Source organism: Marinobacter sp. G11, assembly GCF_021282325.1.
In the GTDB taxonomy this organism is placed as follows: Bacteria; Pseudomonadota; Gammaproteobacteria; order Pseudomonadales; family Oleiphilaceae; genus Marinobacter; species Marinobacter vinifirmus.
Genome location: NZ_JAJSPB010000040.1, coordinates 1 through 26,854, shown reverse-complemented (window position 1 = coordinate 26,854; position 26,854 = coordinate 1). Strand labels below are relative to the sequence as shown.

The following is a 26,854-nucleotide window of genomic DNA, read 5'->3' as shown; positions in this document are numbered from 1 at the left end:
GGGCACTGAGACTTCGGAGTAAGAAGAGAAACCCCGCGTCGCTACGCTCCGATGGGTGGCAGCCTTGCTCCGGTCCGGGTGGCAGGCTTCACGTGGAATGGGTGGCAACCTTCAGCGGTTTACGCAGTGGCCAGTGAGGAGGCGGTCAACGCCCCGGTAAAGCTGGGGCTCGCCCTGCTGACCGACCGCCAGGGCGTGATTGAAGTGGACCTGCCCATCGAGGGTGACCTGTCGGACCCGCAATTCAGCGTGGGCCAGATTGTCATGCGGGCCTTTGTGAACCTGTTGGTGAAAGCGGCGGCCTCGCCGTTCAGCATGCTCGGTTCGCTGGTGGACCTGGCCGGTTTCAGCAGCGAAGAACTGGGACAGGTAAGCTTTGTGCCGGGCAGTGTGCAACTGGCCAGCGGCGAGGCGGAAAAGCTGTCTGCCCTGGCTGGCGCCCTCAATGACCGGCCCGACCTGCTGTTGAATATCCGTGGCGCCGTAGCCGCCGAAGCCGATGGCCTGGCCCTGCTCAAAGCCGAGCGTGAAGCCCGGGGTGAACCAGTAACCGGTGAAGCCTGGGAGCAGGCTCAGCAGGCCTACAGTGACGGTGAGCTGTCGCTGCCGCCGGAGACCCTGGGCAAACTGGCCACAGACCGGGGGGTGGCGGTGCGCCGCCTGCTGCAGGACACCCATGGTGTGCCCTCTGACCAACTGTTCACCCTGGAGCCGTCCCGGCAGGCGGCCGTGGATGATCAGGGCCAGGTGACCGTACCGTTCAACCTGGATGTACGCTGAACAACCACCGGATCAGGAAGGCTTATGGCCAGTCTAAAGGCACGTGCTGCCAGTCATTTCTTTGCCTATGTGTCGCGCCTTCGCTGGATCAAGCGCTGGGGCCTGATGCGCAATGCCATCGAAGAAAACGTGGCCACCCATTCCTGGGAAGTGGCCACCATCGCCCACGCCCTGGCGCTGATCCGCAACCGGCACTTTGACGGGGCGGTGAATGCCGACCGCATCGCCGCTGCCGCGCTGTACCACGATGCTACCGAGGTAATTACCGGTGAGTATTTCTAAAAATGAAAGTAAGTAACAAGATCGTTTATTTTTAAGTATAGTTCTGTGTAACAGGTGTAATTAAGGGATTTATGACGGTCTTTTGCGATCAGAACGTCTGACCTTTTCGCTTTTATCGGAGTCTGCTGCTCAGGTGCGCTTTAGTTGTGGCACGGGGATAAAGACTTCTTCGATAGATTTACCAATGCCCCTGTAAGGGGAGTGAAGACTGAAGCAGAAGAGTCAATAACCCGAGCAATAAAGATCGAACTAGAAGAAACAAACTTCGATGTTGGCGTGAATCGCTGAAAAATTTCAAGGATCAGGAATTGGAGGCTCCATCCATGCTGAAATGCATTGTTCACTGAGTTCTACCTGAGCCTCGACCGCGTTTAGGAAATCTTCGTCGTCGGGGTTGGCCCGCATTCTATCTTCAAATAGAAGGTTTGTTTGATTTGTGATCTCCGAAGCTGAGAGTCCTTCTCCGATAAGAACGCCCAGTCGTTTCTTAATATCCATTGGTAGAAGTCGCGTGCCGAGAACTGTGCACACAGCAATGCCTCTAGAGATTTTTTGTAACTCCTCATCGGCGCGTTCGAGGTTATGACCCTCTTCAGACATTAGCTTCTCAAGCATTCCTCTTTTCAAAAACATAGAGTAAAGACCATTTTCAAGCCGTTGCTGATAAGTCTTTTCGATACTGGTTTCAGGTAGGTCTTCGAACGCGGAGACGACTGACGTAAAAAACAACATGACAAATGCCAATGCTGAAGCAACCGAACGTACTCGGTGTTGAATCTCCAAATCTCGCCCCTCTTCCACTGGTTTTTTGTCGCAGATCGATGTTGGATAAAACATTTATGATTACCTTGCATTCCCGGATTCAGCATAGAAACTTGTGTACGGAAAAGGATGCGATAGCGTTATAACTGCCTCTTCTCGGTTCATTCAACGGAAGTTCGTCAGCAATTTCCAGAGATTTGACGCAGGAACTTGTATCTTTTGAGCGAGTGACCTTTTTGGCACGAGCGATCTGTCAGACGATAACTTTAGCTTTAGCATCGTGAGAATTTTGGGGGTTAAATCTCTAAATTAATCTAAAAGCATCTACCGGTCCCAATCAGGGTTTTCCGCGCGCAACCTTTTCTCTCTTTCCACATCATCGGGGAAGAGCTTGTCCAAAAATCCTGGAAGCCACCAAACACTGCTGAGAATTCCTAAAGCCAAGAAAAGCATGAACCCTCCCCATTGAAATGCCGTTGCAGCGCTGAGAAAGCCAAGGATAATCAAGCTAATTCCTATAACAGGACCCTTTGCTCCTCGCTTTTGATAACTGGCTTTTATGTTGTCTTTTAGCACTGCGAAAACAATTATTCCGCTAACAACGTACATCAGCCAGTGTTGATCGCCCATAATCAAACTCCGACCAAGAGCTTTAACGCTCTGTATCCAATTTTAATACGAGTCAAGTTCTTTATACGCAATAACTGACTCTTTCAAAGTTGCTAATTCTTCATTTCGATTACTTGTCAGTAGAGCGTGCACCACGTCCCCATTGTTTCCATCGATGGACTGGAAAAACGCGTCGAGCGAATCGCGATATCGCATCCACTGTCGCTGAGTATTCCGAAACGCCTCAGTCGAGACCATGGAGGTATTAACTCCAATACGAACATGCTGATTTTCGGCAATCAGCAGAAGTAACTCCGAATATAATTTATTTAGCTTCTCGTCCTCCTCTGCCAGACCGCTTGTAGTGCCCTCAATCTCTTGATTAATGATGTCAGAGGCAAGGGCAATGAAATCATTCAGTTGCCTACTTTTAGAAGCATTCATTAAAGCAAATCTAGCAGTACCAGAATGCATCTCCTCGCCCTGTACTTTGAGGGTAATAAACTTTTCGGCTTCTTCGTAAGCATTTCTTAGGCGTCCTGACTGAGTGGACGAAAGCGAGTCACTAAGATCTTGCAGATCGGCAGTCAATTCTGAGTTACGTTCTTCCTTTTCACGCTGTGAACAGAATGTGGCACCGTCGCCACTTGTCACATAATCACAGATATCAAATTCTATGGAGCCACCGGATTTCCAGCGCTGATAATAGGTTTGGACTGCCGTTTCAGTCTCTGCCGGAACATGGCCACCGTGAGTAATTAGCCAAAAAACGAGTGCAGGATCTGGCTCGCCGAAGATTTCACTCGGGCGAGAGGCTTTTTCCGCTAGTTCCCAGACATCGTAGAAAGGCCATTCGCCATCTTCATCCTGCACGTTGTATTGAGAGAAAAATTTTTCTTTGTCCCGTGGCTTCTGATTCCATGCAAGCTCAAGAGTTTCTTCCGGATCCCGGAAACGGAATTTTATTGCAGGGTTGCTACGAAGCGCTCTTCCATAGACTGCTGCGGCCTTGTGTGGGTTGGCTTGCTTTATGCTCCCCGCACGATAGAAAGTGTGGTCCAAATACAATTCCAGGGCTTTCTCGTGTCCCGCCAACGCCGCCTGTTCGAGATGGTATTCTTTTTTATGCGGTGGAAGTACAAACCGATAAGCCAGTTTGAAATGGGCACGAGGACTTCCAAGGTAAGACGCGATGAGGTAGGTGTTTTTAGCGGCAATTTTGTCTCCGTTTTCATACAGCTGATCCCCTGAAGTTACCGCTTCCTGGATAATTTCATCAGAGTGAGGTTCCGCAGCGACGGAACCAAGTGACAGAGAAAAGGCTGCAAGTAGTCCAACTCGACACAGAACGTGTTTACTTGGCAAAAGGGTCGAACAAAAAAGAGCTACATGCATTAATCATCACCATTTCAAAGCTATGCTAATGGGGCGGAAACCGTACGTCGCAATTACAGAAAGGTTCGTCACAACGTGAGCGATCGGCATCTTGCGATGCTATCAGTAAACGAGGTCGAGCGGACAGACCATCATCTGCTCTAGTGCTTCGCGGTTTTAGTCATAGCTTGGACGGTGAACCGAAGAGATTTCAGACCGCCATAAGATTCGAAGGTATTCTTTCTCGTGCCCGCTGAGGTCGTAAAAAGCCACGGCTTGTCACTGGAGCGTTAAGGCCCAGAAGCGGAAGATATAGCTCCGATTTCAAAGCCGATGCGATTGTTATCTTGACCCGTCAAGCCGCAAAAAGCTCTTAGCAGATCGCTTTGAAAATCGGCACCAATGCCAAACTGATGTCTGGAGGTTGAGGGGATGCAGGCGATGAGACAGACAATGGTTTTAGAGTTCTTGGCTCCGCTAGAGACAATCAGGTTGTTCGTCTCAAACGAGCGCTGGCTGGCTTTTCTCAAAGAATGTGCTTCTTTCGGTGCGACGAACCTCTCAGCTTATGAGCATGAACTTAAATTCGCGGTTATCGGATTTTATTCATGTGCTTCTCTAATTTCCTGTTCGAAAATTGTTAAAACGTCATAATTGACATTATATAAGTAATGTCAGTCCTATGGTAATTCTAAATAGATTCAGTTAGTTAATGGCGACAATTTGATGCGATTTATTTAATAAGGGAAGATTGGCAATTAATTGGATTTTTAAAATTAATAAATGACCAAATACTTAATCTTAAATTTTACTTGCATTCAGTGAAAAATCGATCAACATGTAACGTAGTTAATTAGGGAGCACCCATGACAAAGCAATCAGCATTCTTAGCTTGGATTTTCAGAATGCCTCTTATCAAAAGATGGGGGTTAATGCACTGTGTCAGGCCAGAAAATGTAGCCGAACATAGTCATCAGGTTGCTGTAATTGCGCACCTTCTATGTGTCATTAGGAATGAAAGATACGGTGGCAACCTTGATCCGGCTAAAGCTGCAACACTGGCGTTATTCCACGAGGTCTCCGAAACCAAACTTCAGGATCAGAATCATGTCGTGAAGTACCACAATGCTGAATTCACGGAGCAGTATAAGAAGCTGGAATTGCTGGCTGAGCAGGAATGTATTGACTCGCTTCCTGCTGACTTACAAAAGCACTACAAGCAGCTCGTAATACAAGAAGAGGTTGATTCGGACTATAAGCAAATCGTAAAAGCTGCGGACATCATTTCGGCTTATCTAAAAGTGCTTGATGAGCAAAAGTTCGGGAACGTAGCGGAATTTGAGGGAGTCCGGAAGAGCACAGAAGCCCGGATTGATGCGATCAAGAAAAATTGTCCGGAAGTTCAAGATGTCTTGGATGTTTTTGTGAAGAGCTGTCTCCTTCCAGTTGACGATATATCAAACTAGGGGAAGCATCATGAACTATTCGGAGTTCTCTACAGCGTTACGAGCAATAGCAAGGATCAAGCCAGACCGACATGCAGCGACAGCGCTCTTGGAGTTTTGTCAGGCAAAGTTTGGAGATGATCAAATCCCTGCCCAGCTCGGTCTGTGGGAATTTTCCGAATTTGTGGGGATGCTCAGTGCGTCAAAAACAGAAATGCAGGCATACAGCTTCAGTACAGCTTCGCGGCGATTCTGTCGAATAATCGAAAGTGGCGGAGTTAGGTTCAAAACATCTCCTCAAAACTGGAAAACTCCGCCAAAGCCTGATCGAGAAAGCTTTGATTCACTCTCTCGTGAAGACTATGAGAAGCTCTGCGATTATCTCAGTATAGTCATTGATCGAATGAGAGACCGTATTCGACTCGTCACGGAGGCAGAATCACATACCTTCGAGGGTGAGTTGTCTGGCGAAGTTTTTGCGCGGAGTGAAAGGTCTTTTGCGAAGTATCAAGTTACGTTGGTTGATGCTGTATCAGTGCTATTGGAAGCGTTTCCTGACTTTCCCATAGAGTGCGGAATGGAGGATCTGCTTGACCATGGAGAATACGGCATAAATAGATCAACAGTAGATTATGCTGGCATGACTAATGCTCTCAAAGTGTTGCGAAAGCGTTTCACAATGCAGCGAATGAAGTACTTTTTGCCGGCCTTGTCTGATGGCCCGGATTTATCCTTTCAGGACGTCGCTGACATTTTGCTGCCATCTGAAGAAGAGGCAGCTGCGATTCGTAAAGCAATTTGCCTGGAAACCGGCTGGTCACCAGATCTCGTTGCGAATATCGACCCTCATGATTTTGCGTTTCAAGAAATTGATCCGACTAGCGACGTCGTTTGCATAAAAACATTCAAAGAAAAAGGTACACAGCGTGGCGAGGCTTATACAGAAGCTAAGCTGATGGTCGCCTTATCAAGCAAATCGAAGCCGGATAGTGCTTATAATTTGATCAAGCTCTGGTTGAAGCGAACCAAGATGCTCAGGAAGACTCAGCTCTTTGGGAAGATGGTTGATGATCACGGCTTCGAACCGTTTTTCGTTGTCGCCTCGCAGATTACGAACTTGACAAAAAATAACGCTGGTCGTCTTCGGTTTTTGCATCCTAAAGCTGAAAAAGGCCGCAACAATGCAGCTCTCAACCGGATCTATAAAAAAACTCTTGGCATAACGCTTGATGAACGACAGCTTCGCCCGACCCACTTGTATTTTCGCCTGAAAGATCACGGTGTCCCTTTCGCGCTCATGGTTACACTCTTTGGCCACTCCTACAGCTCCATTACAGATGAAGTCTATCGATCAGGTAAAGCATTTGAGCAGGATCGAAAAGATCGTTTGTCAGCTGCCCTTAACGAAATTGAGGAGTCAATTTCCGATGGAAGCTTTGCTGGTCAATTGATACCGCTGAGAGAACAAAAAACGATGAAGGACAAAGTCTTTACCGTATTTTCCGATCATTCGAATGAAAACCCCATAGCTGTTTGTTCAGACCCCTTCAATCCCTCTTGGCCAGGCCATGATCGTCGCGTTAGTTCCGGAAAACGCTGTAAAGTTTTCAGCAAATGTTTGCTCTGCTCGAAGAGCCGGGTTTTTAGCAACAACCTTCCGTTCGTCGTCGACCGATATTTGTATCTCGAAAAACTGAGTCGGTCACTGCGGGAAGATCAGTTTTCCATACATAATGACGAGTACCGTGCGGCTAAGCATGTTGTCGAAATGTGGCCCTATCAAGAAGACGTTGAAGATGCAAAGGAGCGAACTTTTCTAGAGGGACACATTCTGCCACCAGTGTTGATGGGAGACACCCTGTGATCATCAAGAATCTCAAGGAGGTACAGTCTCTCTATGAAACTGAAGTCGCACCCGGCGTGCGTTTTGGTGAACCCACTTGGCGCATCAATATTGGTCATTCAGAGCACGTTACTTTCAATTTTAGCTCTGTGCTGGACGCTCAGAATGCGCGTAGTTTTGACTATCCTGATCTTGTCGATTTTATAAAAATTCTTACGGCTTATACCTTCCCTTCATCGCCGACGAATGAGATGCGGAGTTGGCGTTCATCATTAGGAATGTTCGCTACGATCCGTCGTTTCGCACAAGATTTTCTGTTCGAAAAATTCCTCGTCGCAAAAAACACCATCAGCCTTATTGATCCAAGCCAGATACGTCAGTTTTTGAATCGGTCTGCTCAGCTCTATGAGCATTCGGCGAAGCACCAAACAATCATACTGTGTGTTCCAAGACTTCTTCGCATCTGGTGTTTCGCGTCTGAACTTGATGCTATGCCTGACTGGTGTCGTGCAAATTTCGTTCTATCCGAGGTTGTGTCAAAAGACGTGGAGGCGGCACAGAGAGCCTTGTGGGAGCGTCAGGAGGATGGTGAAGGCGGTTGGATGCCCCTTACAGCTCATCAGATAAAAATGTCTTACGACGCAGCCCATGACTATCTGTATATTTTTTCTGATGCCATATGTGAAGCGTCTCGATTAATCATGACGCGACCGCGTTTTGAAGGTGGCCAGCTCATGCCAGTCAGAAAAGATGGTAAAACCAAAGAGCTGTTTAAACAGCTTGAGGTATTTGAGGCACCGTTCTTCCCAAATACAGATAACCGTATCTTCGAGTTTATACCGAAGACAAAGTCCGTGAAGTCAAAAGGGTATACGTCCGGCTACCAAGACCGAACTACAATTGATATCGACGCGGTCCGTCCGGAAGTGATCAATCTCAAAAGGGCGTGCATCTTTGTCATTGGGTTGCTCACCGGAATGCGCCGAGCCGAAATAGCTCACTTGAAAACGGGTGCTTTATTCGTGCGTGATGGTGTCTATTACCTTACGATCACTCGTTTCAAGACCGCGTCTGACCCGAAAAAGGGTACGAGAGACACTATTCCTGTTCCTCCGATTGTTGTCAAAGCAGTTGAGGTACTCGAAAAGCTCTTCGCTCATCAACGTCAAGCAATTGGATCTGATTTCCTGCTTTTGTCCGACATCGTTACAAGTAAGCGGTTCGAGAAAATAAAGATATCAACGATCGGCAAAGACGTTCAGGCATTCGTACTTGAGTCATCGGGCGAGCCGGGACACGCACATCAACTTCGGAAGTCTATCGCTTGGCTGCTGATCTCGAAAGGCGAAGAAAACCTGGATTTAATACGCCAGTTGTTTGGGCATAAAAGCTACGGCATGACGCTGCGTTATGTTATGCGAAATGAACTTCTGAGTGGTTCAGTTATGGAGCTACTAGAAGAGAACTACACCGAAGACCTACAAAAAGCGCTGACAAAAATTGCCAACGGAGAAGCTGTTGGTGAACTGGCTGACGCGCTTCGTAGGCGTTCTGCGCAGCTATACCCTGGACAGATTCTTGTTTCAGAAGTCGAGGCTTTTGTGCATGCAAACTTGGAAGCCGGTGTTCCGCTTTTTATCAGCCGAATCCCGATCGGCGGTTTTTGTATCAGTCAGTCAGATTTGAAGGAAAAAAAACCACCTTGCATTGAAGGCACGGACGATGAAAAGCCGAATCCGGAATTTTGCGACTATATAAACTGCCCCCATGTGCTTCATACCGATGAGTCAACGAAGAATGTAGAGCGCCAGGTCGTTTATTATGAAACGAAGCGCTCTTATCTTCCGGAAGACGGCGACGATCGGATAGAACACTATTACGACTCCAGGATTGAGGAGAATAAATTGCTTCTGGATCGTTTGAGGAAGGATAAGCAACGCATCATCGCACGGGAGACGGCGAATGCGGATTGATCAAAAAGCCTTTGATAAAGCTGTCAGAGAGCTTGAGAAGAGAGGGGAGATAACGGTTTCTGACTTAGCGGCCAGACTTGGTGTCTCGCGTGGTTGGCTGTATGACAATTTTCCCACCGTACGTGAATTGAATCAGCGCTTGACAGACGATGGAGTGATCGAAGTAATCGAGAATCTGCGCGCAGAGAAGCCTTCTGACCAGATCACAATTGGGGAAATCTCAGCGCGGCTCGGAATCGTTCGTCAGACGTTTAGTCGACGCTTTTCTCATCTTAAAAAATACCTATCGCCAGATGCTGATGTATTTTCTCCCTCCTCGGCGGAAGAGAGGTTGCTGGTTCAAGTTAAAGGGCTTGAAGAGCAAGTGAAGACGTTGAAAGAAGAATATGCAGCTGCGTTGTCTAGAAAAGAGGACGAAATATTTTCCCTTTTTATGCGTCGAGATGCTGAAGATTTCGCGACGATGTCGATGCAGTCAACAATTAAAAAGTTTCAAAATCAAGTCGAAGAACATGCAGAAGATGCGAAGAAAAAAACTAGAGAAGTCATAGATCTTCGATTGCAATTAGCAAAAGCTAGGAACCAACAGTCGCAAGGCGGCTGTGAAATAATTAGTCATCTGCAACCGGATTACTCCGTCCTTTCAGAAATAGAGAAGCCGTCACTCAAAGATATAAATAAATTTTTCAAAGCTGCTGAGAAAGAAAATTTTGAGCAGGCAGAAGAGGTAATTGCTGATCTACAGCCTGACTATGTAATTCTTTTTCAACCGTTTTTTTCGTGTGACTATACTTCCATACCTGCACTTCCGAAAAGAGGAAAAGTAGTTCTCGTCGAGTCCAATGTGCCGCTTGCGGATGAACGCCGACAGTTCTTATCAAATATTCGCTCAGAAAAAATCATTGGAGTATGCGCACAAACATCTTTAGCCAAGACAAAACTATTTGTTCGTGGTTCTAAAGTCCCGTTCGGCGACGAATTCATTTCACGGCTGCATGCGAATTCCATGATGCCGGTTTTGAAAGATGGTTTTAGTGCAGTAATTGTGTTTGATCCTGGGGTGCTTTAGGTGACGGAAAAGAAGAAAAATGGCCAGCAAATAGCGAAAGAGACGGTCGCCAGGTTCGATGCTTGGGTAAATCGAATGTCTAACGAAGACTTTTTGGCCATCGAATATCGGGGGAAAATAAAGCGCACGGAAATCATGAGAAACTGTGGTTGTGGTCGCCCCGCCCTCACTCAAAACAAGAAACTTCAAGCAAGAATTGAAGAAGTAGAAGACCGTCTTAGACGAGAGGGAGTCTACGCTCCGAAGGCACCAATAAAGTCTGAAAATCACAAAGAAATAAGCTCTGAATTCGGTCGGGATGCTTATAAAGAGATGGATCAAAAAAAGCACTTGTCACAGTTGGAGCATGAAAATCTAAGTTTGAAAGCGAAATTAGAATATTTGGAAAGAGAGCTTTCTCGATATGAGGAATTGTCAGACTCGCTCTATGAGCTTGGAAATCTGACACGATGATTACGCCGGTCGAAGTTAAAGTAAGAATCACGTCGGTCGGATTTCAGACTCGATATAAGTCATCAATGATTGGAGTAGAGATTGATGACGACGGCTTGAGAAAAGATGCTAAAAAGCACTTTCTTATTTCAGTTAATCGAAAGCTGCTTCCGTGCGAGCCAGCGCAGGGGCAGGTGTGGAAAGTTCGGGGCCGTTCCAGTTCGAGAAAAGTCAACAAGCATGGTCGGGAAATTCTTGAGTCCAGGGTCTCTGCTGATTCAATGGAATTTGTCCTACCATATGGAGGTGAAGCGTTTATTCGGTTTGTCGCAGACCAACGTGAATTTTCCGGGATTGGCGAAAGAAAAGCTCGAAAACTCTGGAACGAGTTTGGGCCGAAAATTTTCGCTGACATAAAAGACGGCAAACGTGAACGACTCAGGGGAATCCTCAGTGAAGACTCAATTACCGCGCTTTTCAAAGGATTTGAGAGGTTTAATGCGCTTGAGTACTCCGAGTTTTTTGCAAGGCATGGTATTCCGCAAGGCGTCATGCAGCGAATTTTCAGAAAACATGAGGGCAGTATTAAACAGCGAATCGAAGAGGATCCATTTCGACTGCTGTCCTTCGGTCTGACGTGGTCTGCTGTAGACGAAATTGCAAGGAAGAGTTTTGGCGTATCTGAGGACTCCAGTATCCGCCTGTCCGCCGCAATTGAAGCGTCTTTGTTAGAAGAGTCAGGGCGAACAGGTAACACAGTCATTTCACTTGACGGTTTGCGGAAAGTCTTGAAGAAAAAGCTCAAAACGAACTCGCTGGTGACTCAAGCATTAGGTCAGACTAACTTCACGGGCTCCTTTGCGGCTTCTGACAAAGGTTATCATCCGGCTGGCAGCTTGATCATGGAAAGTGTCATTGCCAAAAGGCTCACCAAGAGGCTTTATGACACGCCAGCTGAGCCAGGTGAAAACCTTATTGCGACTGAGGCCTTCGAGAGTGCGTGTGAAGAGATGGGGATGGGAGTTGGTTCAGGGAGAAGCGCCACGGAGCAGCAAGTTAACGCAGTAATTAGTTCTGATCTGTATTACGTGATGGCCCTCTCGGGTGGGGCTGGTACTGGTAAAACAACAACGCTGGGACTGATCACAAGAACACTGGGTGCATCAGGTGTTGAAGTGCACGGCATTGCGCTCTCTGGCCGAGCTGCAAAGCGCATGGGTGAAGCCACGGGTATCAAAGCAAAGACAATAGCTAAGTTTTTGAGATCGCCCCCGTTGCGACCGGATAAGCGCTCCATCTTGGTCATCGATGAGGCGAGCATGCTCGATACGCCGACGATGTATAAGATCGTGACTCATGTCTCGTCAGATGTACGTCTTCTCTTTGTTGGCGACGTCGACCAACTGCCACCCATCGGCCCGGGTCATGTGCTGCGCGATATAATAGATAGTGGTGTCATTGAAACCATACAGTTGGATGTCGTAAAGCGACAGAAGGGTGATTCCGCTATACCGAGTTACAGTCGTTCGATCCGCGATGGTGTTGTTCCCCAGGATCTTTCAATCGGTCAAGTTTTTTTCCACCCAGTTGATGATGCGGATCTCAACTCGACGTGCATCGAGTTGATGAGAGCAGACCCAGAATCAAGCATGATTGTTGGCGCGACGTACGCCTCTGTCCATGGTGGAATTGATGGGCTTAACCTTCTCGCCCAAGAGACTTTAAATCCTGACGCAAAAAAGTGGGAGTTTGAAGTAGATGGAGTGCGCAAGCATCTCAAAATCTATGTTAATGATCCGGTGATTTTCACTCGTAATGACTACGATTCGGACGTGCAGAATGGAACCCTCGGTCGACTTGTATCTATAGAGCAGCAACCTGGAAGCTATGGTGTCGTTCAAATTGATGGGGGGGAGAGGTTATCAGTCACGCAGGCTCTCTTGGAGTGTGTTGAGCCTGCGTACGCAATCTCCTTGCACAAGGCCCAAGGTTCGCAGTTTAGGCGCGTTATTGTGCCGTTGTCTCCATCGAAGCTTGTTGACCGGAACTGGCTGTATACAGCAATTACGAGATCCGAGCAGGAATTGCACATCGTTGGGGCAGAGTCGCGATTTAGGCGAGCTATAGAGTTTGACAGTGCCTCAAGCAAACGCCAGACCTATCTTAGAGAGCTTCTGATTAAAGAGGGAAAGCTAGATTTGGCCGGGGTGTCCTGAAAATGAGTGTTGTCGAGAAACGAGTCGTCAATTATCGCTTCGATGAGCGCGAGTACACGCACTATGTGCTTTACCTTCAGCGTAATGATAAAAAGATTCTGCTGTCTCCGATCAATCTTTATCTCAAGCACCATTCCTCGGGAAGTTTAAAAACCTCTGAAAAATACGCGGGAACACTTGTTCGATTTTTAAACTTTCTTTTTGAGCGTCACAAAGATGACGGAGAAAATTTTTGGCGTTCAGTCACGGAGAAAGATCTACGGGAATGGCAGCAAGAACAAGTAAGAGAACGAGATAAAGCGAAAAAAAAGCGCCCCGGAGACAAAACTATTTCTGATAACGCCAACTTTATACACAATGTTTATGCTTGGTTAAAGCTAAAGAACTTTCCAATTTCGATGAACTTCCAAACGAAAGACTGGAAGTTTGCATTCAAGGACGAAAGTCTCTTGAGGCATTTGCGTCCTCAAATTTCGTCTGCGAGCACTGATCACACGAGCATTTCTACTGGAGGTCGACGCACTCAGGACGGTAACAAACACGACGTAGTGATTATGTCCCAAAGTGATCAAATGAGGTTAATGTCTGCTTACTCAGATCCCGTCTATGCGGTTTGCTTCCTCCTCTCTCTAGGAACAGGACTCAGGGAAGAGGGAGTTTCCAAGATGCCTTATGCCGGTATTGGGGATAATATTCACATACGACCGTACCCAGAACTTATTTCCGAAATGAAAGGCAGCAAAACATTCAAGTATACCGTTGTTGAAAAAGGAAAAGAGCGGACACTGGAAGTGCAAATCGACGTCTGGAGAGCAGTCTGCGAAATCTATCTGCCCATGTATTTTGAACGCCGAAAGCTGCTTGAAAAAAAGCATCCAGAAATTAACCCAGACAGCGTCTTTTTTATAAACCGGCTTGGCAACCCAGTCACACCCAAAAAGATCTCTACGATGACAAATGTCGCCAAGAAGAAGCTCGATAATTTCCCATGGACGTTTCATCATGCCCGTTCTTGGTACGCGACAAAGTACATGATCTCCCACTTAAGCAAAAATAAGATAGATAAGTCATTTTATGACGCATCAGTTGAGGACGGGCTCAGAAAGCAGATCGGTCATAAAGATATCCGGACAACTTATATGTACTACATACGAATGGCGTCACTCGTCCTAGCTAGCGCCAACCATAAAGTCGGCCAACATACCTTTCGAGAGCTTCGAGACATAGCTGAGTCTGCGATTCAAAGATTCGGTGGTTAAGGAGATTATTTGATCACTCAGTCACTCACTAAGAAAAATAAATTAAGTTACCGTTGTGGGTGAGTGACTGAGTGGTCGCATGAATGGCGGGTTACGGCTGCGGTTTAATGAAACAGAGCCTGCCTGCTGAATGGGGCACCTTCGTGAAAGAAAAGTCCTGGAACAGGTGGTGGATTCGCATCGCATCAGCGGTGCGGACCAAATAGAGTCTGCCCAAGCGTGAGGGCCAACATCGCTTTATTCTGCTCCAGCGCTGAGTAGAGCCACATCAGATCTTTGTAAGCGCTCGGCCTTTACACCTTGTGAAGTATTAGTCCTGGCTCCATTTATGGGGCAATCATTGATGTCGTGGTACTTCTGTGACCATCAATGATGAAAGTAAGGGGGCCATGACGGTTCAGCCGAGCGGAGTGGGTCGTTGTAGATGAAGTCCTCAGCTACACTAAAACATGAATCGTTGCAAAACAGAGGTTGAAAGCCATGGATGACGCTCAATTCGAAATAGGCCGGAATGTAGCCGAGCGAATTGCTGGTCGCTGGGGGCTGAATCACGATCAAATTGACGTTCTGCTCGGTAATGACATAGAAAAAATCTCCTACGTGCTGGGGATCTACAAAGCCTTGCGGATAATCTACCCAACTGAGGAACGGGCGAATGCATGGCCCGCGAAGCCTAATCGAGCTTTTGGTGGCCGGTCGGCAGTGGATCTTATGCTTGAGGGCGATTTAGCCAGAGTACGTCGCTATCTTGACGGGCAATGTTTTGACGTGCCCGAGGAAATGGAGAGCGCCGCTCAAGCCGTTCGCGCTTTGCGAGATGATGAGCGATAGTAGTGATACTTCGTCTTCCCATTCGAAAAAAAGAAAAAGGTTATGCATTTCAAAGAGTCCGCTGATGAATAATGATCGACGCGAAGCAATACGAAAAGAGCTTGACCGAAAACCCCCCGGTGAACCGCTAACACTGGAGGAAATCCGTGAGCTTAAGTTGATTGAGGCTGAGCGAGCCAATAGAGCGATTAGAGAAGGAACAGTGGATCAGCACCGGTCGAAACTCTGGGAACAGTTCTGGGCAGAGAAGAACGAAGACTGAAGTCCCACATCACGGACGCAGTTACGAGTACGCATGCTTGGTTTTTAAATCCGACTCTAGAGAAGGGAGCGAGGGCTGGTGCAGTCCTCAGTATGTCTGGAGAGGACGCTTGGTCTTGTGATGCCTGTACCCAGCCAGTGGTCTTTAGTGTTATATGGGGCTGTGACCTCTGCCGCCCCTCCAGGTAAGAGGATTCGTCCTATGGGATGCAGGCCAATGACAGTCGGTTGAGACGAGCCTCGTGCATGCACAGTTTTGTTTCAGTGATCACCCACTCAACCATGATTCATGAAGTTAAATACTCGCTTCGATCTCAGTGAATCCCTCATCGCTGGAGACCCAAGTTAACAAGGAGGGAAGCTTCGAGTCTCGCCACATTTCTGGTGACACGCGCATTGCACACTCCCAAATTACGCAAACTCTCCAACCTGACTCCATTAACCGCAGATAGTTTCTCTGATCACGATCGACGTTCGCTGAAATTTTCTCTCTCCAGAAACTTTCGCTAGACTTGGGCCATCGGAACAACGAACACTCATGTCCATGCCAGAAGCAACCGTTCACAAAGATTGCCGCATGGTACTTTGGGAGCACAAGATCCGGCTTCCCGGGCAAATCCTCCCTGTGCAATCTGAATCGATAGCCAGCGGCGTGCAGCGCTGATCTTACAGCCATTTCAGGCTTGGTATTTTTCCCTCTGATACCGGACATCATGCGAGAACGAGTAGCCTTATCAACAACGTCAGTCATTCATCCCCCTGGTTTTGTTCGATGCTAGTGGTATGCTGCGACATTTAAATCACAGTTTGGGTCACAATGAGTTCCAACATACTAATAGTGGACCTGTTCGCCGGTCCGGGAGGGCTTGGAGAGGGATTCTCAGCTTTCGCACATGCTGGTCATCGCCCCTTCAAACTCGCCGCTTCAGTCGAGCGGGATGCCGCAGCCCACAGAACCCTAACGCTCAGGGCTTTCTTTCGCCAGTTCGAAAAAGCTCCAAAACAATACTATGACTACGTTAGAGCAGGAAATCCCAAGCTTCGAGAGGATCTTTTCCATCAATTCAAAGCAGAGAGCGAAGCAGCTATCGAGGAAACGCTAGGCGGCCCCAGGACACTCGGGGACGAGAAGCACCATCAAAAAATAATAGAATCGATACGGCGAGCAACTGCTAATCATCAAGGCGCTAAAGTTGTCATCGGTGGGCCCCCATGTCAGGCATATTCCGTCGTTGGCCGATCCCGCAACAAAGGTATAGATGGATATACCCCAGAGGGCGACGGACGACATTTTCTCTACAAGGAATATTTAGAAATCCTCAATGAAGTCAGGCCCGAGGTTTTCGTGATGGAAAACGTTCGGGGTATTTTGAGCGCGAAAGTACATGGCCAGTTAATTTTTGATGCAATACTCAAGGATTTGAAAAACCCAGGCAAAGTTGTAGGGGAAAGCGTTGGATCGGAATACGAGATTTTCTCTCTGGCTGTTCCCACTCCTGAGCCCGATGTATTCGGTCAAGTGAACTACAACTCAAGTGCAGACTACCTGATTAAATCCGAAGAATTTGGCATACCGCAAACCCGCCACCGAGTTATTCTCTTGGGGGTTCGCCGCGACGTATTGAAATCAAGTACCCCTGAAACTCTGACATCAACCAATCACCCCAAATTTACAACCTACGATGCCATCGGGGATTTGCCGGCCCTGCGAAGTGGGTTGACCAAAATCTCTAACACACCCAAGGCATGGAACGAAAATCTTCAACAAGCAGCTCGGGCAGTTAACAGAGAGTTGTCCAGGAATGGCTTTTCCCTGCCGCCAGAGTTTCCACTCAACGGATCAGAATGCTCTTACCTGTCCCAAGGTGGTAACTTCGTTCCTGACACCACCGAAAAGGATACGCTGGACTCATCACTTGGTGATTTAAAACGCTGGTATCGTGACGAGCGTATCGGAGGCTTTCTGAATCATAATGCTCGAAGCCATATGCCAGCGGACATATACCGTTACCTGTTCGCAAGTTCTTTCGCGATGATCAACAACGGCGCGTCTCCTACTTCCAAGGATTTTCCAGAGTCATTTGAGCCCGAACATCGAAATTGGGCATCAGGGCATTTTGTAGACCGTTTTAAGGTGCAAGCCCGAAATCGGACACCAAGCACTGTAACCAGTCACATCGCAAAAGACGGCCATTATTTTATCCACTACGATCCCTGCCAGTGTAGAAGTCTTACCGTGAGAGAAGCTGCTAGAATACAGACTTTTCCGGACAATTATTATTTTGAGGGAAATCGGACAAACCAGTATGTCCAAGTGGGTAATGCCGTTCCTCCGTTACTGGCGAAGAAGATCGCGTCCGTGGTTTTTGACCTTGTCGGAGCGTAAGGTACAACGATGTGAAATACACATGCGGGTTATCGGTCGAGTTTTGTTCGATCCACTTTCTCGTATAGTCTGATGCTGAAATAGAGAAAGTGTAGCAATGGAGTAAGCTAAATCTCATGGATCAACATCAAGTCCAGTCTTTTATAAAACAAATCAAAAAACAGTACCCCAGCTGCGAAAGCGTGGAGCAGGCGGCCCAGAGGGTCAAAGAGGAGCTTGAGGCGTTTTTCCCTTTTACTCAGGAACACCTCGACCAGCTTGGTGAGGCTCAGCGAATATTCTCCGAGAGCTTAAAGCCTATTGAGACACTCCATAAGAACTCGATTTACAATCCCCACAAAGACTGGTACACGGGAACGGATGCCGGTGATAAGCATTGGCCTGCCCTAGAAGATTATATTGCTTATACAAAAGGCTGGGGAGAAGATACTGCTGGCAAAATCGGCACTGCATCCTATGAAGTAACATCTCTTTTAGCCGATCCCAATCAAAGCAGGTTCACACATCGTGGCTTGGTCGTGGGTTATGTCCAGTCAGGCAAAACGGCGAACATGACCGCCGTAATCGCAAGAGCTGTTGATGCAGGCTACAACTTTGTCATCATCCTCGCAGGCCTCACAAACAAGCTTCGACAGCAGACTCAGCGTAGGATGGTCAAAGACCTCATTGAAAGACATCCAACGAGTTGGCATCAGTGGACGAGCGTCGACGATGATGGTGACTTTCGAATGCCTCCCGGCAGAAGTTTCTTGATGCCCGAGAATGTGCTTCAGCTGTGCGTGGTCAAGAAGAACGTTTCACCACTCGATGCCTTCTTGAAAACAGTAGAAAGGTCTCCAGCCGCCATTCTCAATAAGTTGAGAGTCCTAATCATTGATGATGAGTGTGATCAGGCGAGCGTCAATGCATCCTCAAACGAACTTGATGTTACAGCAATTAATGGACGTATTCGTGAGATTGTAAAAACATTTCCAGCAGTCAGCTACGTCGGTTATACAGCTACTCCCTTTGCCAACGTTTTAATCAATCCGTATCCAAACGATAATTCGCAAATTGATGATCTTTACCCTAAAGATTTCATTACTGCCCTAGAGTTGCCAGAGGGCTATTTCGGTACAGAAAAGTTGTTCGGTAAAGAACCTGTAGACGCCGATGATATCAAGTCCGATGAAGAAGGCTTGGACATGATTCGGGAAGTACCCGCCGAGGACGCAAGTTTATTGCAGCCCGCCAGTCGGAGAGAAACCGAGGATTTCCAGCCGGAAATTCCCCCCAGCCTTGAGGAAGCCCTACTCTATTTCATCGGTTGTTCGGCAGCACGAAGGGTCCGAGGAGATGAAAACGAGCACATGACCATGCTTGTCCACACCTCCGTGCGAACGATAATGCACGAAAAGGTCGAATCACTGATCAGTGCATGGGTGGCCCTCCGCAAGCGTGATTTTAGAGCGGGGAGCCGAGAATGGTTCGAGAGACTTTCGTCAACTTGGTCAAAAGAATCCGGAAGACTTCCAGATGATATAACTCAAGCTTCACCGGTGTCTTTCGATGAGCTAAAAATTCGAATACCTGAGGCCCTGGATGCCCTTGAAGTCGTCGTCGAGAATGGTTTTAGCGATAATCGAATCGATTACGAAAGCGGACCCAAAACCTACATTGTTGTAGGAGGCTCCGTGTTAGCTCGGGGCTTGACTCTGGAAGGCCTGATGGTTTCGTACTTTCTGCGCAGCACCAACCAATACGATACGCTGTTGCAGATGGGGCGTTGGTTTGGATTTCGCCCGAATTATGAAGATCTGCCCAGAATTTGGACTACCGCATCCCTGGAAGATTCCTTCCGTAGCCTTGCGCGAATTGAGGCCGAAGTCAGGGAAGACATCTCCGAATATGTTTCCAGGGGCAACATTACCCCCATGGAGTTCGCTGTAAGGGTTCGCAGGATTCCTGGAATGGCGATTACCTCTGCCGCAAAAATGAGGGCTGCCCAAGTATGCGACATTAGTTTTGTTGGGAAACATATTCAAACCATCCGCTTTGACCACAAGGATGAAGCGAGAGTTCTCGGTAATTGGCGTGCTGCTTCTGAACTGGTATCCAGTTGCAAGTCACTCAATACAGCTGACGAAACTACTGAAGAGCTTTTGTTCAGACGTGTGCCAAAGAACCTGATTCGTAAATTTCTACTGAACTATGAGATACAGGAAAACCACCGAGAACTGTCTACCGAGCACCTAATTGGCTTCATTGACTCGGGTGGCGATGAGCTATCGGAATGGAATGTTGGTGTGTATCAAGCGCAGAGTGATCGCTGGTCCAGAGAACCATTGGGGAATGCAGGACAGGTGAGGTTAACAAATCGTTCAAAATTGAAGGCCCCGCCAGAAGAAGCCGCCGACATCAAAGCTCTTATGTCAAAGAAAGACGTTCTCTTTGATTGCCGCAACGCTATCGCTGGCGACGGCAATTGGGCAGCCCTCAAACGGGCAAGAGAACAGGAAATCGGCAATGTCCCGCTTTTACTGATTTATCCCATCGCACGCGATTCAGAGCCGCAAACGGAAAATAGCAAATTTCGCGAACAACTCGATGCAGTTGGGGACTTGATCGGGTTTGGAATTGTATTCCCTGGCGACTCAGAGGGCAGCGGCAGCTATTACCATGTAGTTGTGGATCCACCTTCAGCAGATGAACTAGAAAGCCTCGATGAGGAGATAACCAGCTACTTGGAGTCAGGTCATGTCATCTGAGGGAGAAGCTTCGAAAGCACTGTGGGCACGACTTAGAGAGGATAGATGCGAAGCGGGTAGTCTATCCATTCCAACGATACCTACCAGCGTCGTTACTCTTTATGGGCCTCCAAGACATGCATTAGGTCCGTTTGGAGAGGCGAGACTCCTTCTGCCTATCGGCGCAACGGAGACGGTTCCCAAGTTGTCCAGCACCGCAGCGCTGTCAGTATCAGACTGTGTCTACACCTATAAAGGCCGCTCTCAGCGGTTTTTGGACATAGTTTGTCAGTCACCTGACCTTGAAAGAGTATTTTCTGAGGTTGTTGATGAACTCTTAAGTAGGGTCAGCGAGGGTGTTAATGCGTTGGAAGCAGCCGCCTCGACGCTTTCTGATTTCCAGGAACTACTGATTCCTAGGCCTGATAAAGCTGTCGCTTTCGAAACCATTATCGGTTTAGCGGGAGAGCTTGTTTTTCTCAGTTCTCTTTTGGACATTAATCCGGAGACCATTAATTGCTGGAGGGGGCCACTGAAAGAGCGTCATGATTTCCGCAAAGGTTCCGTTGCATTCGAGGTCAAAACCTCCAGCCGCTCGGGAAACCAAGAAGTTGTAATCTCCGCAGTGGATCAGCTTTTGCAGCCAACCAACGGCTCGCTCATGCTCGTGCATCAAGTTTTAGAAGAGGTCAATCACGGCAGTATCAATATTTCAAACCTTGCGGCAGAGGTCGCTCGAAAAGCAGCAGATCCGAAGTTGTTCGCGGATTTACTCGAAAAAGCTGGCTGCACGGATCCAGATAGCACTGCTTGGAACAAGTACAGTTTCAACAACGAGAATCAGGAGATATACCGAGTAGGAAACGATTTCCCCCGGATCATTCCAGAATCCTTCCAGGAAGGGAGCTTGCCGAGAGGGGTATTAGGTGTCTCTTACTCTATTGATCTTTCGGTCGCCACGGAACTGCGTCTGGATAACACTGAAAGAAGAGCGGCATTACAGGAATTCTGTTCGTGACTTTTCCTCGACTTCACCTGCACTCGGAACGCTATTCTGTTAATGGCAACCTTTCGGCTGACGGTTTCAGGAAACTTCTTGGAACTCCGACTTTAGATCTACTGCAAACTGTAGTCAGAGAATCGGTTCAGAACAGTTGTGATGCGGCTGACGAGGGCCATGTCCCAAAGGTCGTATTTCGGCTCAGGACGCTTTCCCAATCCCAATCCGATGCGCTGGATTCAGCTTTAACCGCGTTCCCTGGTCCCGAAGCTTCCCGTGCAGCCATCCAGGACTTCGTGACTACCGAAAAAAAATGGGTGTTGGAAATCTGTGATTTCGGCACCGGAGGATTGGGCGGCCCTACCAGAGCAGACCAATTGCCTGGACCGGGAGAATCAACAGATTTCGTCGACTTCATGCGTAACGTGGGGACCCGAAGAGACACGTATCAGGGAGGTGGATCGTACGGCTATGGCAAGACATCTCTTTATCTAAGCAGCGCCTGCTCAACAATATTGGTGGATAGCCAAACAACTAACAAAGGGGGTGACGCACGACGCTTTATGGGTTGCCATTTAGGTTCAGCGTTCAGTGCTCATTCTGATTCAGGAGAACCAATTAAATATACGGGCAGGCACTGGTGGGGATCGCCAGGAGATAATGAAGATTATGTTGATCCGGTGGAGGGATCAGAAGCGGAGGTTATAGCCGAACGCCTGGGCTTCTTACAGAGAGGTCCAGAGGATCGCGGCACTTCCATAATGATCCTGGATCCACTATTCATGCGCTTTGAGGACACAAATCCAAGGGTTACCGCTGGCCTGATTGCAGAAACACTTCTTTGGTTTTTCTGGCCTCGTCTTCTCAAAACTCAATACAGTGCTCCGAGCCTGAACCTGGCGGTTGAGTTTGAAGGTGAAGAAGTATCCCTTCCCCGCCCTGAAGACTATCCGCCTTTAAATCTATTTGCTCGGGCGATGCGAAAGATAAAGAATAACGAGGAAGACAGCCAACAAGTCTATTCGCCCAGATACAAACAGGTGTTGGGAGACCTCGCCATACATAAAGGTCCCCGTGCAGAGCGAACCCCAATCGTTCCAGAGCATAAGAGTATCATTCCGAAACAATGTGCGCACATCGCCGTCATGCGTCCGGTAGAGTTGGTTGTCAGGTACTTCGAAGGGGACCCATTTTCGAATGCTGATGCCGAATGGGCTGGCGTTTTTGTGGCTGGAAATGATGATGAGGTCGAGGAAGCATTTGCAAGTGCGGAACCCCCATCTCACGATGATTGGCTTCCAAATATGCTGCCCAAGGGCAAACATCAAAGCTATGTGAACATTGCGTTACGTAAGATAAAAGAGACGGCCAAGCAGGTTGCCCACCCTTCACATGCAGTAAGTGAGCATGAAAGTGACAAGGAGCCTTTAGGACGTATCGCAAAAGCAATGGGGACATTCCTTTCTGGCGCAGCGACCAGCCCTCCTCCGCAAGCATCAGGAAGTAAGAAAAAAGGGAAGGTTATTCCGTCCAACAGTCATGTCCAATGGGCGTCTTTTGAGAAGCTTGAGTCGGGTGGGAATGGTCGCGTGATTGCGCTGTTTAGTGCCGATGTGCCTCATATCAACGGAGGCGCGATTGTTGGCACAGCCACCCACTTCTTGGTTGTTGAAGGTAGGCCCTTACCGAAAGAAGACGAAAATTTGGGAAGGCACCCAGTCTCAATCCTGTCATGGAAAAGCAGCGATGGTCATTTTTACGGGGAAGGTCATGAAGTTGAACTCGATGCCAATGCCAGCGATGTGCAAATTCGCGTAGAGATTCCGAAAGACATGGCCGTGCGCTTAAAAATCGAATTTGGTGAAAAGGAACAGGACTGATGGGCGATATTGCTTACCCGTTCTTGACTCTGGATCACTCTTCGGTGAACGCTGAGCCTTGGGAATGGTTGGATCCAGAGGGATGGAATAAGCCAGTTTCAGATATAGCAGAAACCTGGGACTATAATTCCGACTTAACTATCACCCGAAAAATAGAAATCAATCGGGAAATAGCCGCCACGCAGCTGGATATCCCGACCGGTTCTTTGGACTTGCAGCTTTGGGTTAGGGCGGGCACTGGTTCTGGAAACCTTCCCCGTATATGGTTGCAACCGAGAGTTTTTGACTCGTGGGATGAATCGTTTCAAATCGATTACTTTGTGCGAGGTGGAGATCTTTCAAACAGACTGTTTCTGGAAACAACTATCATTGCGCTCCCTAGCGAACATTCAGGAACCCTATCACCAAGCTTTCCCGCGTCCAAGGTTTGGCAAGATCACCTCGATATACGCCTCGAAGGTAGTGAGCCCCGCTTTCCAATTGAGCTGGTGACTTTCTCCAAACTGTTTGCAGGCCGACCTGAAATCAATGCGCTGTGGTATTTGGATTGGGTGCCCGGAGAAATGACGCGGGACTTTTCTGGCTCAGTAAGGTTGTTAATTAACAAAGACCAGGAACAATTTGCAGAGCGATTCGTGTCGGGCGACAGATATACGTTGCAAGTGATCATGGCTGACGTAATGAGCCAAATAATAACAAGCGCGATTCAATTACCCGATCCTTTTGAAACGCTTGAAGCTTGTGAATTCGGATCAGTTGGCAGTTACGCACTTTACTGGATAAATATCTGCTTCCCAGGGCAGCGCAGCGAAACAATCAGGTCTTCACTAGAACATACCCCAAGCAGGTTTCACGCTTCAATTCTGAGTAATGCAGATATTGGAGAGGTATCTTAATGCTCCTTTTCCCCAGGCTTGATCGGATTCATGTTGATGCGATCTTGGAAGAGTTTGCGCTAAAGGAAGTTGCTCCAAACAAACCGAGCGGAATTGATGCCCGCCATTTTGGAGCGACTGGGGGTAGCAGAATAAGCGATAGTGAACTGGCTGATTTAAGGCGGCAAATATTGGATATTGCATGTGAAAATGGCTTTCCGGGTGCGAGCAATTCAGCACAGAGGTCTGCCTTTGACACTCAACTAACCGCTTTTTTTGCAGATTATCCCCGTCTGACAGCTGGTGAAGCCTTGAGGGATGACGTCTGGGCTTACATCACGACTGTTCTCGTCCCGGATGTCGTGGTTTGGCGTTTCAAGGGAATCGCCCGCAGGCGTTTTCAAGGGGGAGTTCGAAATGCTTTGCAAAGGCTATGGCTTAGAGCAAAGGCCCTTGATCGTGGGAAAGAGTCGGACAATCGTTGGAAGTTTGTTAATTCCCTTACTGAAGATGCATTCGTGCAAATCGTTGAGAGACCGTCTATCAGTAGCGACAGCAGATTGGCTCAGGCTCTTGCCGAAGGCTGGATAAAAACAGCTCAAAGAGTCGGAAAATCAGCGATGGAGCCTGTTATGAGGAGAGCAGTTGTTAATCTCAGATTGAGGGGGGAGGTCCAGATGCTATTTGCCTTGGATGACGCTGCATTGGACAACTTGGTTAACAGGATGTTTTTTAAAGCTGCTTCTTTTTAACACTTGTCGCTGGGTGCAATGAGCGAAGCGGAATGAAGGCCTTAGCAGCCATTTTTATGAGAAATTTCATCCCTGTTTGGGAAACTTAGATGTAGTAATTCAGACTTAATCAAACGGCCCGACTAGAGAGTCGTCGATCAGACCGCCTCACCACCGTTTACCCTAAGATTCTACAACCTGAGTCTTCCAGAGTTGCCCTGAAAAAGACTGTTCGACATCTGAATGGCCAGCTTTCTTCTCCGTTCGGTTGTCAAGCATGTAGCCAGCTCGTTTGGGAGGTGTGGTTAACTACTAATTTTTATTGACATTTCTGCATGCCCTCGGTGTACTTGCGCACAAAAATCAAAAGAGGGAACTCAAAATGATCTCATTCCTAATCCTCCGAGCTGGTTTTCCAGTGATGTTTGTACCCGTTGCGGTGATCACAATTCCGTTTCTGGTGGGGCTTTATGCGAAAGACCTGATTTTGGGGGTCTTCTCTTTCCTGAATATGCTGCTCAGAAACTTCTGGAACTTTTTCGAGTGGAGAATGCCGGAAGAATGGTTTTATGGCAAGAAGACCATAACAGAGACTGGCCTAATCCATTACGATGACCCAACAACCTTCAATCATATCTGGAACTTCTTTGCGGATTTTCGTTTCCCAGAGCACGATGTAGGCAGTGTACCTATCGTTGTCTGGTTTATTATTTTCGTTGCCGTCATCGAGTTCTTTGTCCTGATCAAGTTGCTCAAGCGAGCGGCACGTCAGGGACAGATGCCTGAGCCGATGAGTGACCTTAAAGCTCTTGAGGCCATGAAAGGACGCCGGTACGACGACTGATCCTTCAGTTCTGAACTGAAAAGGCCTGCTCGATGTCCCGGGCAGGCTTTTATTTCAGCTCCCGACGCTTTCCCGCATTGTGTCGTTCGCTCTGAGCAATTTCGCAAAAAATGGCTTGCGAAAGCCCATGGGTTATTTATGGGGTTTTTACGTCAGCCTGAACAATACTAACGAGGACGTTAACAATGGTCGTTTCCAAAATTCGGTTTGTGAACAATCTGACCAATCGACAGTGGGCGATAGGTGTGGGGATTGTGTCCGCCGTGCTGTTTTTGGTGATGTTCTTCCTGCACAAAGAAGGCATCATGCAGACCCCGTGGGTCATCAGGGAGAAGCTGAATGCCATGGGTTTGCGCAACTCCGCAGAGTCTCTGTGGAATGCTCTGAAGACATTGTTTGCTTTGGGGCCAATTGTTGCGGTCATCCTTTACGTGGCGCTTGAGCGGGTCTGTCGAACTTACGAGGATCATCGCAAGGTAGCTATCGAGAAGAGCCGACCCTACCTCAATCCAGAAAAGAACTGGGTTAAGCTCTATCCGGCTCCATTCGGGGTGCGCTGGGGCAAGCGTCTGCTGACCCTGCTTCTCGTGGCCTTCATTCTTGGCGGTCTGAGAACCCCTTTCAGTCACTACTACGTTAACTTTGTTAAAGGTTACGAGTACGCCGACGAACTGGTCAATCCGGAAATCGCAATGGCAGAGGTGTATGATGTCTACTGGGTCAAGGATGTGTCCAAGACTCTGGAAGCGATTCGGGCGAGTGTGGATGAAAAGGGCACCATTCCAGCGGGCCGAGGCAAAGAATTCGATCCGATTGAAGACACCCTAGACAAGAACGTTAACCTCACAGCCGAGCTTTCGGAGAACGGTGAAGTTACCATCCAGGGGGAATTCCTTGAAGGCTATGAGGGCGTGGTTGTCTTTACTCGACTGGTTCTGGAAGACGACACAGGTGTTCATACCATGAACGTACGAACCTACAAGCCCATCACCAAGGATCTGGTTAACAGAGGCGAGTTTGTGTTGGGCAACCTGGAAAGGGATGGGTTGGGAGCCCATGCAGGACCTGGAGAAGTCTCTGAGTTTCTGAACTGGGGTCGGGCAAGGTATGCCGCCAAGTATATTCAGGAAAACTTCTGAGAAAAGTAAGGAGGCTGTAAACCAAATTGTGTAACTGCCCACGACTGAGTAATCTTTTCAAAAGGATACCATCGTGGGTACACAAGTGGATCAAGAAAAACTCAAAGCCATGGCCGCCGAACTGGCCAAAGACATCA

General features: G+C 48.0%; 23 protein-coding genes and 1 pseudogene. 19 read left to right on the top strand and 5 right to left on the bottom strand.

Translation table 11 applies throughout. The features are described from left to right. Nucleotides 1-126 precede the first annotated feature (126 nt). Both LWH94_RS17570 and yfbR (LWH94_RS17565) read left to right on the top strand, forming a co-directional pair. Complete coding sequence (locus LWH94_RS17570; protein ID WP_232903089.1) at nt 127-780, top strand: DUF748 domain-containing protein; 654 nt, start codon at nt 127-129, stop codon at nt 778-780. A 24-nt stretch (nt 781-804) separates the two neighbouring features. After that, a pseudogene (gene yfbR / locus LWH94_RS17565) lies at nt 805-1,053 on the top strand (5'-deoxynucleotidase); the annotation flags it as partial. Between the two features lie 303 nt (nt 1,054-1,356). Here the strand turns inward: yfbR (LWH94_RS17565) and LWH94_RS17560 are convergent. The 4 genes from LWH94_RS17560 to LWH94_RS17545 form a co-directional block, all read right to left on the bottom strand. Further along, entirely contained in the window at nt 1,357-1,899 is a 543-nt protein-coding gene (locus LWH94_RS17560; RefSeq protein ID WP_232903088.1) for a hypothetical protein, read from the bottom strand. 249 nt (nt 1,900-2,148) lie between these two features. After that, complete coding sequence (locus LWH94_RS17555) at nt 2,149-2,454, bottom strand: hypothetical protein (RefSeq protein ID WP_232903087.1); 306 nt, start codon at nt 2,452-2,454, stop codon at nt 2,149-2,151. Between the two features lie 42 nt (nt 2,455-2,496). Then, on the bottom strand, nt 2,497-3,828 hold the full coding sequence (locus tag LWH94_RS17550; protein ID WP_232903086.1) for a hypothetical protein: 1,332 nt from the start codon (nt 3,826-3,828) through the stop codon (nt 2,497-2,499). Nucleotides 3,829-4,097: 269 nt separating this feature from the next. Further along, nucleotides 4,098-4,337, bottom strand: a complete 240-nt coding sequence (locus tag LWH94_RS17545; RefSeq protein WP_232903085.1) for a hypothetical protein — start codon at nt 4,335-4,337, stop codon at nt 4,098-4,100. 336 nt (nt 4,338-4,673) lie between these two features. Here LWH94_RS17545 and yfbR (LWH94_RS17540) point away from each other — a divergent pair, with 336 nt between their 5' ends. The 9 genes from yfbR (LWH94_RS17540) (at nt 4,674) to LWH94_RS17500 (ending at nt 15,137) form a co-directional block, all read left to right on the top strand. Continuing rightward, nucleotides 4,674-5,273 carry a 5'-deoxynucleotidase gene (gene yfbR, locus LWH94_RS17540; RefSeq protein ID WP_232903084.1) on the top strand — a complete coding sequence of 200 codons (600 nt, stop codon included), beginning with the start codon at nt 4,674-4,676 and terminating at the stop codon, nt 5,271-5,273. 10 nt (nt 5,274-5,283) lie between these two features. Further along, complete coding sequence (locus LWH94_RS17535; RefSeq protein WP_232903083.1) at nt 5,284-7,116, top strand: hypothetical protein; 1,833 nt, start codon at nt 5,284-5,286, stop codon at nt 7,114-7,116. Further along, nucleotides 7,113-9,068 (top strand): site-specific integrase, encoded by a 1,956-nt coding sequence (locus LWH94_RS19550; protein ID WP_232903082.1) that lies wholly within the window; start codon nt 7,113-7,115, stop codon nt 9,066-9,068. Before LWH94_RS17535 ends, LWH94_RS19550 begins: the two co-directional genes overlap by 4 nt. Then, complete coding sequence (locus tag LWH94_RS17525; protein ID WP_232903081.1) at nt 9,058-10,137, top strand: Lrp/AsnC family transcriptional regulator; 1,080 nt, start codon at nt 9,058-9,060, stop codon at nt 10,135-10,137. The genes LWH94_RS19550 and LWH94_RS17525 overlap by 11 nt, the downstream gene beginning before the upstream one ends. Next, nucleotides 10,138-10,590, top strand: a complete 453-nt coding sequence (locus LWH94_RS17520; protein WP_232903080.1) for a VPA1267 family protein — start codon at nt 10,138-10,140, stop codon at nt 10,588-10,590. Next, nucleotides 10,587-12,785 carry an AAA family ATPase gene (locus LWH94_RS17515; RefSeq protein WP_232903079.1) on the top strand — a complete coding sequence of 733 codons (2,199 nt, stop codon included), beginning with the start codon at nt 10,587-10,589 and terminating at the stop codon, nt 12,783-12,785. Before LWH94_RS17520 ends, LWH94_RS17515 begins: the two co-directional genes overlap by 4 nt. Nucleotides 12,786-12,787: 2 nt before the next feature. After that, nucleotides 12,788-14,044 (top strand): hypothetical protein, encoded by a 1,257-nt coding sequence (locus LWH94_RS17510; protein WP_232903078.1) that lies wholly within the window; start codon nt 12,788-12,790, stop codon nt 14,042-14,044. Nucleotides 14,045-14,524: 480 nt separating this feature from the next. Beyond that, a complete protein-coding gene (locus tag LWH94_RS17505) occupies nt 14,525-14,875 on the top strand; it encodes an MbcA/ParS/Xre antitoxin family protein (RefSeq protein ID WP_232903077.1) in 351 nt (116 codons plus the stop codon). 64 nt (nt 14,876-14,939) lie between these two features. After that, a complete protein-coding gene (locus LWH94_RS17500; RefSeq protein WP_232903076.1) occupies nt 14,940-15,137 on the top strand; it encodes a hypothetical protein in 198 nt (65 codons plus the stop codon). A gap of 294 nt (nt 15,138-15,431) precedes the next feature. On the opposite strand, the gene LWH94_RS17495 is transcribed toward LWH94_RS17500, so the two are convergent. Further along, nucleotides 15,432-15,848, bottom strand: a complete 417-nt coding sequence (locus tag LWH94_RS17495; protein ID WP_442915009.1) for a very short patch repair endonuclease — start codon at nt 15,846-15,848, stop codon at nt 15,432-15,434. Between the two features lie 126 nt (nt 15,849-15,974). On the opposite strand from LWH94_RS17495, the gene LWH94_RS17490 reads away from it, so the two are divergent. The 8 genes from LWH94_RS17490 to LWH94_RS17455 all read left to right on the top strand — a co-directional run bounded on the left by LWH94_RS17490 (nt 15,975) and on the right by LWH94_RS17455 (nt 26,717). After that, nucleotides 15,975-17,522: a DNA cytosine methyltransferase gene (locus LWH94_RS17490; protein WP_232903074.1), complete on the top strand. Its 1,548-nt coding sequence runs from the start codon at nt 15,975-15,977 to the stop codon at nt 17,520-17,522. A 116-nt stretch (nt 17,523-17,638) separates the two neighbouring features. Then, entirely contained in the window at nt 17,639-20,269 is a 2,631-nt protein-coding gene (locus LWH94_RS17485) for a Z1 domain-containing protein (RefSeq protein WP_232903073.1), read from the top strand. Next, nucleotides 20,259-21,266 carry a PD-(D/E)XK motif protein gene (locus LWH94_RS17480; RefSeq protein WP_269802656.1) on the top strand — a complete coding sequence of 336 codons (1,008 nt, stop codon included), beginning with the start codon at nt 20,259-20,261 and terminating at the stop codon, nt 21,264-21,266. Before LWH94_RS17485 ends, LWH94_RS17480 begins: the two co-directional genes overlap by 11 nt. Then, a complete protein-coding gene (locus tag LWH94_RS17475; RefSeq protein WP_232903071.1) occupies nt 21,263-23,128 on the top strand; it encodes a hypothetical protein in 1,866 nt (621 codons plus the stop codon). Before LWH94_RS17480 ends, LWH94_RS17475 begins: the two co-directional genes overlap by 4 nt. Continuing rightward, nucleotides 23,128-24,024, top strand: coding sequence for a hypothetical protein (locus LWH94_RS17470; protein ID WP_232903070.1), 897 nt, complete (start codon nt 23,128-23,130; stop codon nt 24,022-24,024). Before LWH94_RS17475 ends, LWH94_RS17470 begins: the two co-directional genes overlap by 1 nt. Further along, a complete protein-coding gene (locus tag LWH94_RS17465; RefSeq protein ID WP_232903069.1) occupies nt 24,024-24,755 on the top strand; it encodes a DUF6339 family protein in 732 nt (243 codons plus the stop codon). Before LWH94_RS17470 ends, LWH94_RS17465 begins: the two co-directional genes overlap by 1 nt. A 361-nt stretch (nt 24,756-25,116) precedes the next feature. Further along, complete coding sequence (locus LWH94_RS17460; protein WP_232903068.1) at nt 25,117-25,578, top strand: hypothetical protein; 462 nt, start codon at nt 25,117-25,119, stop codon at nt 25,576-25,578. Nucleotides 25,579-25,763: 185 nt separating this feature from the next. Then, nucleotides 25,764-26,717, top strand: coding sequence for a hypothetical protein (locus tag LWH94_RS17455; RefSeq protein WP_232903067.1), 954 nt, complete (start codon nt 25,764-25,766; stop codon nt 26,715-26,717). Nucleotides 26,718-26,854 lie beyond the last annotated feature (137 nt).

What these genes read in the sequence shown, in the direction of transcription:
- LWH94_RS17560 (WP_232903088.1), bottom strand. Translation starts at nt 1,899, where the DNA reads ATGTTTTATCCAACATCGATCTGCGACAAAAAACCAGTGGAAGAGGGG.
- LWH94_RS17555 (WP_232903087.1), bottom strand. Translation starts at nt 2,454, where the DNA reads ATGGGCGATCAACACTGGCTGATGTACGTTGTTAGCGGAATAATTGTT.
- LWH94_RS17550 (WP_232903086.1), bottom strand. Translation starts at nt 3,828, where the DNA reads ATGCATGTAGCTCTTTTTTGTTCGACCCTTTTGCCAAGTAAACACGTT.
- yfbR (WP_232903084.1), top strand. Translation starts at nt 4,674, where the DNA reads ATGACAAAGCAATCAGCATTCTTAGCTTGGATTTTCAGAATGCCTCTT.
- LWH94_RS17535 (WP_232903083.1), top strand. Translation starts at nt 5,284, where the DNA reads ATGAACTATTCGGAGTTCTCTACAGCGTTACGAGCAATAGCAAGGATC.
- LWH94_RS17525 (WP_232903081.1), top strand. Translation starts at nt 9,058, where the DNA reads ATGCGGATTGATCAAAAAGCCTTTGATAAAGCTGTCAGAGAGCTTGAG.
- LWH94_RS17515 (WP_232903079.1), top strand. Translation starts at nt 10,587, where the DNA reads ATGATTACGCCGGTCGAAGTTAAAGTAAGAATCACGTCGGTCGGATTT.
- LWH94_RS17510 (WP_232903078.1), top strand. Translation starts at nt 12,788, where the DNA reads ATGAGTGTTGTCGAGAAACGAGTCGTCAATTATCGCTTCGATGAGCGC.
- LWH94_RS17505 (WP_232903077.1), top strand. Translation starts at nt 14,525, where the DNA reads ATGGATGACGCTCAATTCGAAATAGGCCGGAATGTAGCCGAGCGAATT.
- LWH94_RS17500 (WP_232903076.1), top strand. Translation starts at nt 14,940, where the DNA reads ATGAATAATGATCGACGCGAAGCAATACGAAAAGAGCTTGACCGAAAA.
- LWH94_RS17495 (WP_442915009.1), bottom strand. Translation starts at nt 15,848, where the DNA reads ATGTCCGGTATCAGAGGGAAAAATACCAAGCCTGAAATGGCTGTAAGA.
- LWH94_RS17485 (WP_232903073.1), top strand. Translation starts at nt 17,639, where the DNA reads ATGGATCAACATCAAGTCCAGTCTTTTATAAAACAAATCAAAAAACAG.
- LWH94_RS17480 (WP_269802656.1), top strand. Translation starts at nt 20,259, where the DNA reads ATGTCATCTGAGGGAGAAGCTTCGAAAGCACTGTGGGCACGACTTAGA.
- LWH94_RS17470 (WP_232903070.1), top strand. Translation starts at nt 23,128, where the DNA reads ATGGGCGATATTGCTTACCCGTTCTTGACTCTGGATCACTCTTCGGTG.
- LWH94_RS17465 (WP_232903069.1), top strand. Translation starts at nt 24,024, where the DNA reads ATGCTCCTTTTCCCCAGGCTTGATCGGATTCATGTTGATGCGATCTTG.
- LWH94_RS17460 (WP_232903068.1), top strand. Translation starts at nt 25,117, where the DNA reads ATGATCTCATTCCTAATCCTCCGAGCTGGTTTTCCAGTGATGTTTGTA.
- LWH94_RS17455 (WP_232903067.1), top strand. Translation starts at nt 25,764, where the DNA reads ATGGTCGTTTCCAAAATTCGGTTTGTGAACAATCTGACCAATCGACAG.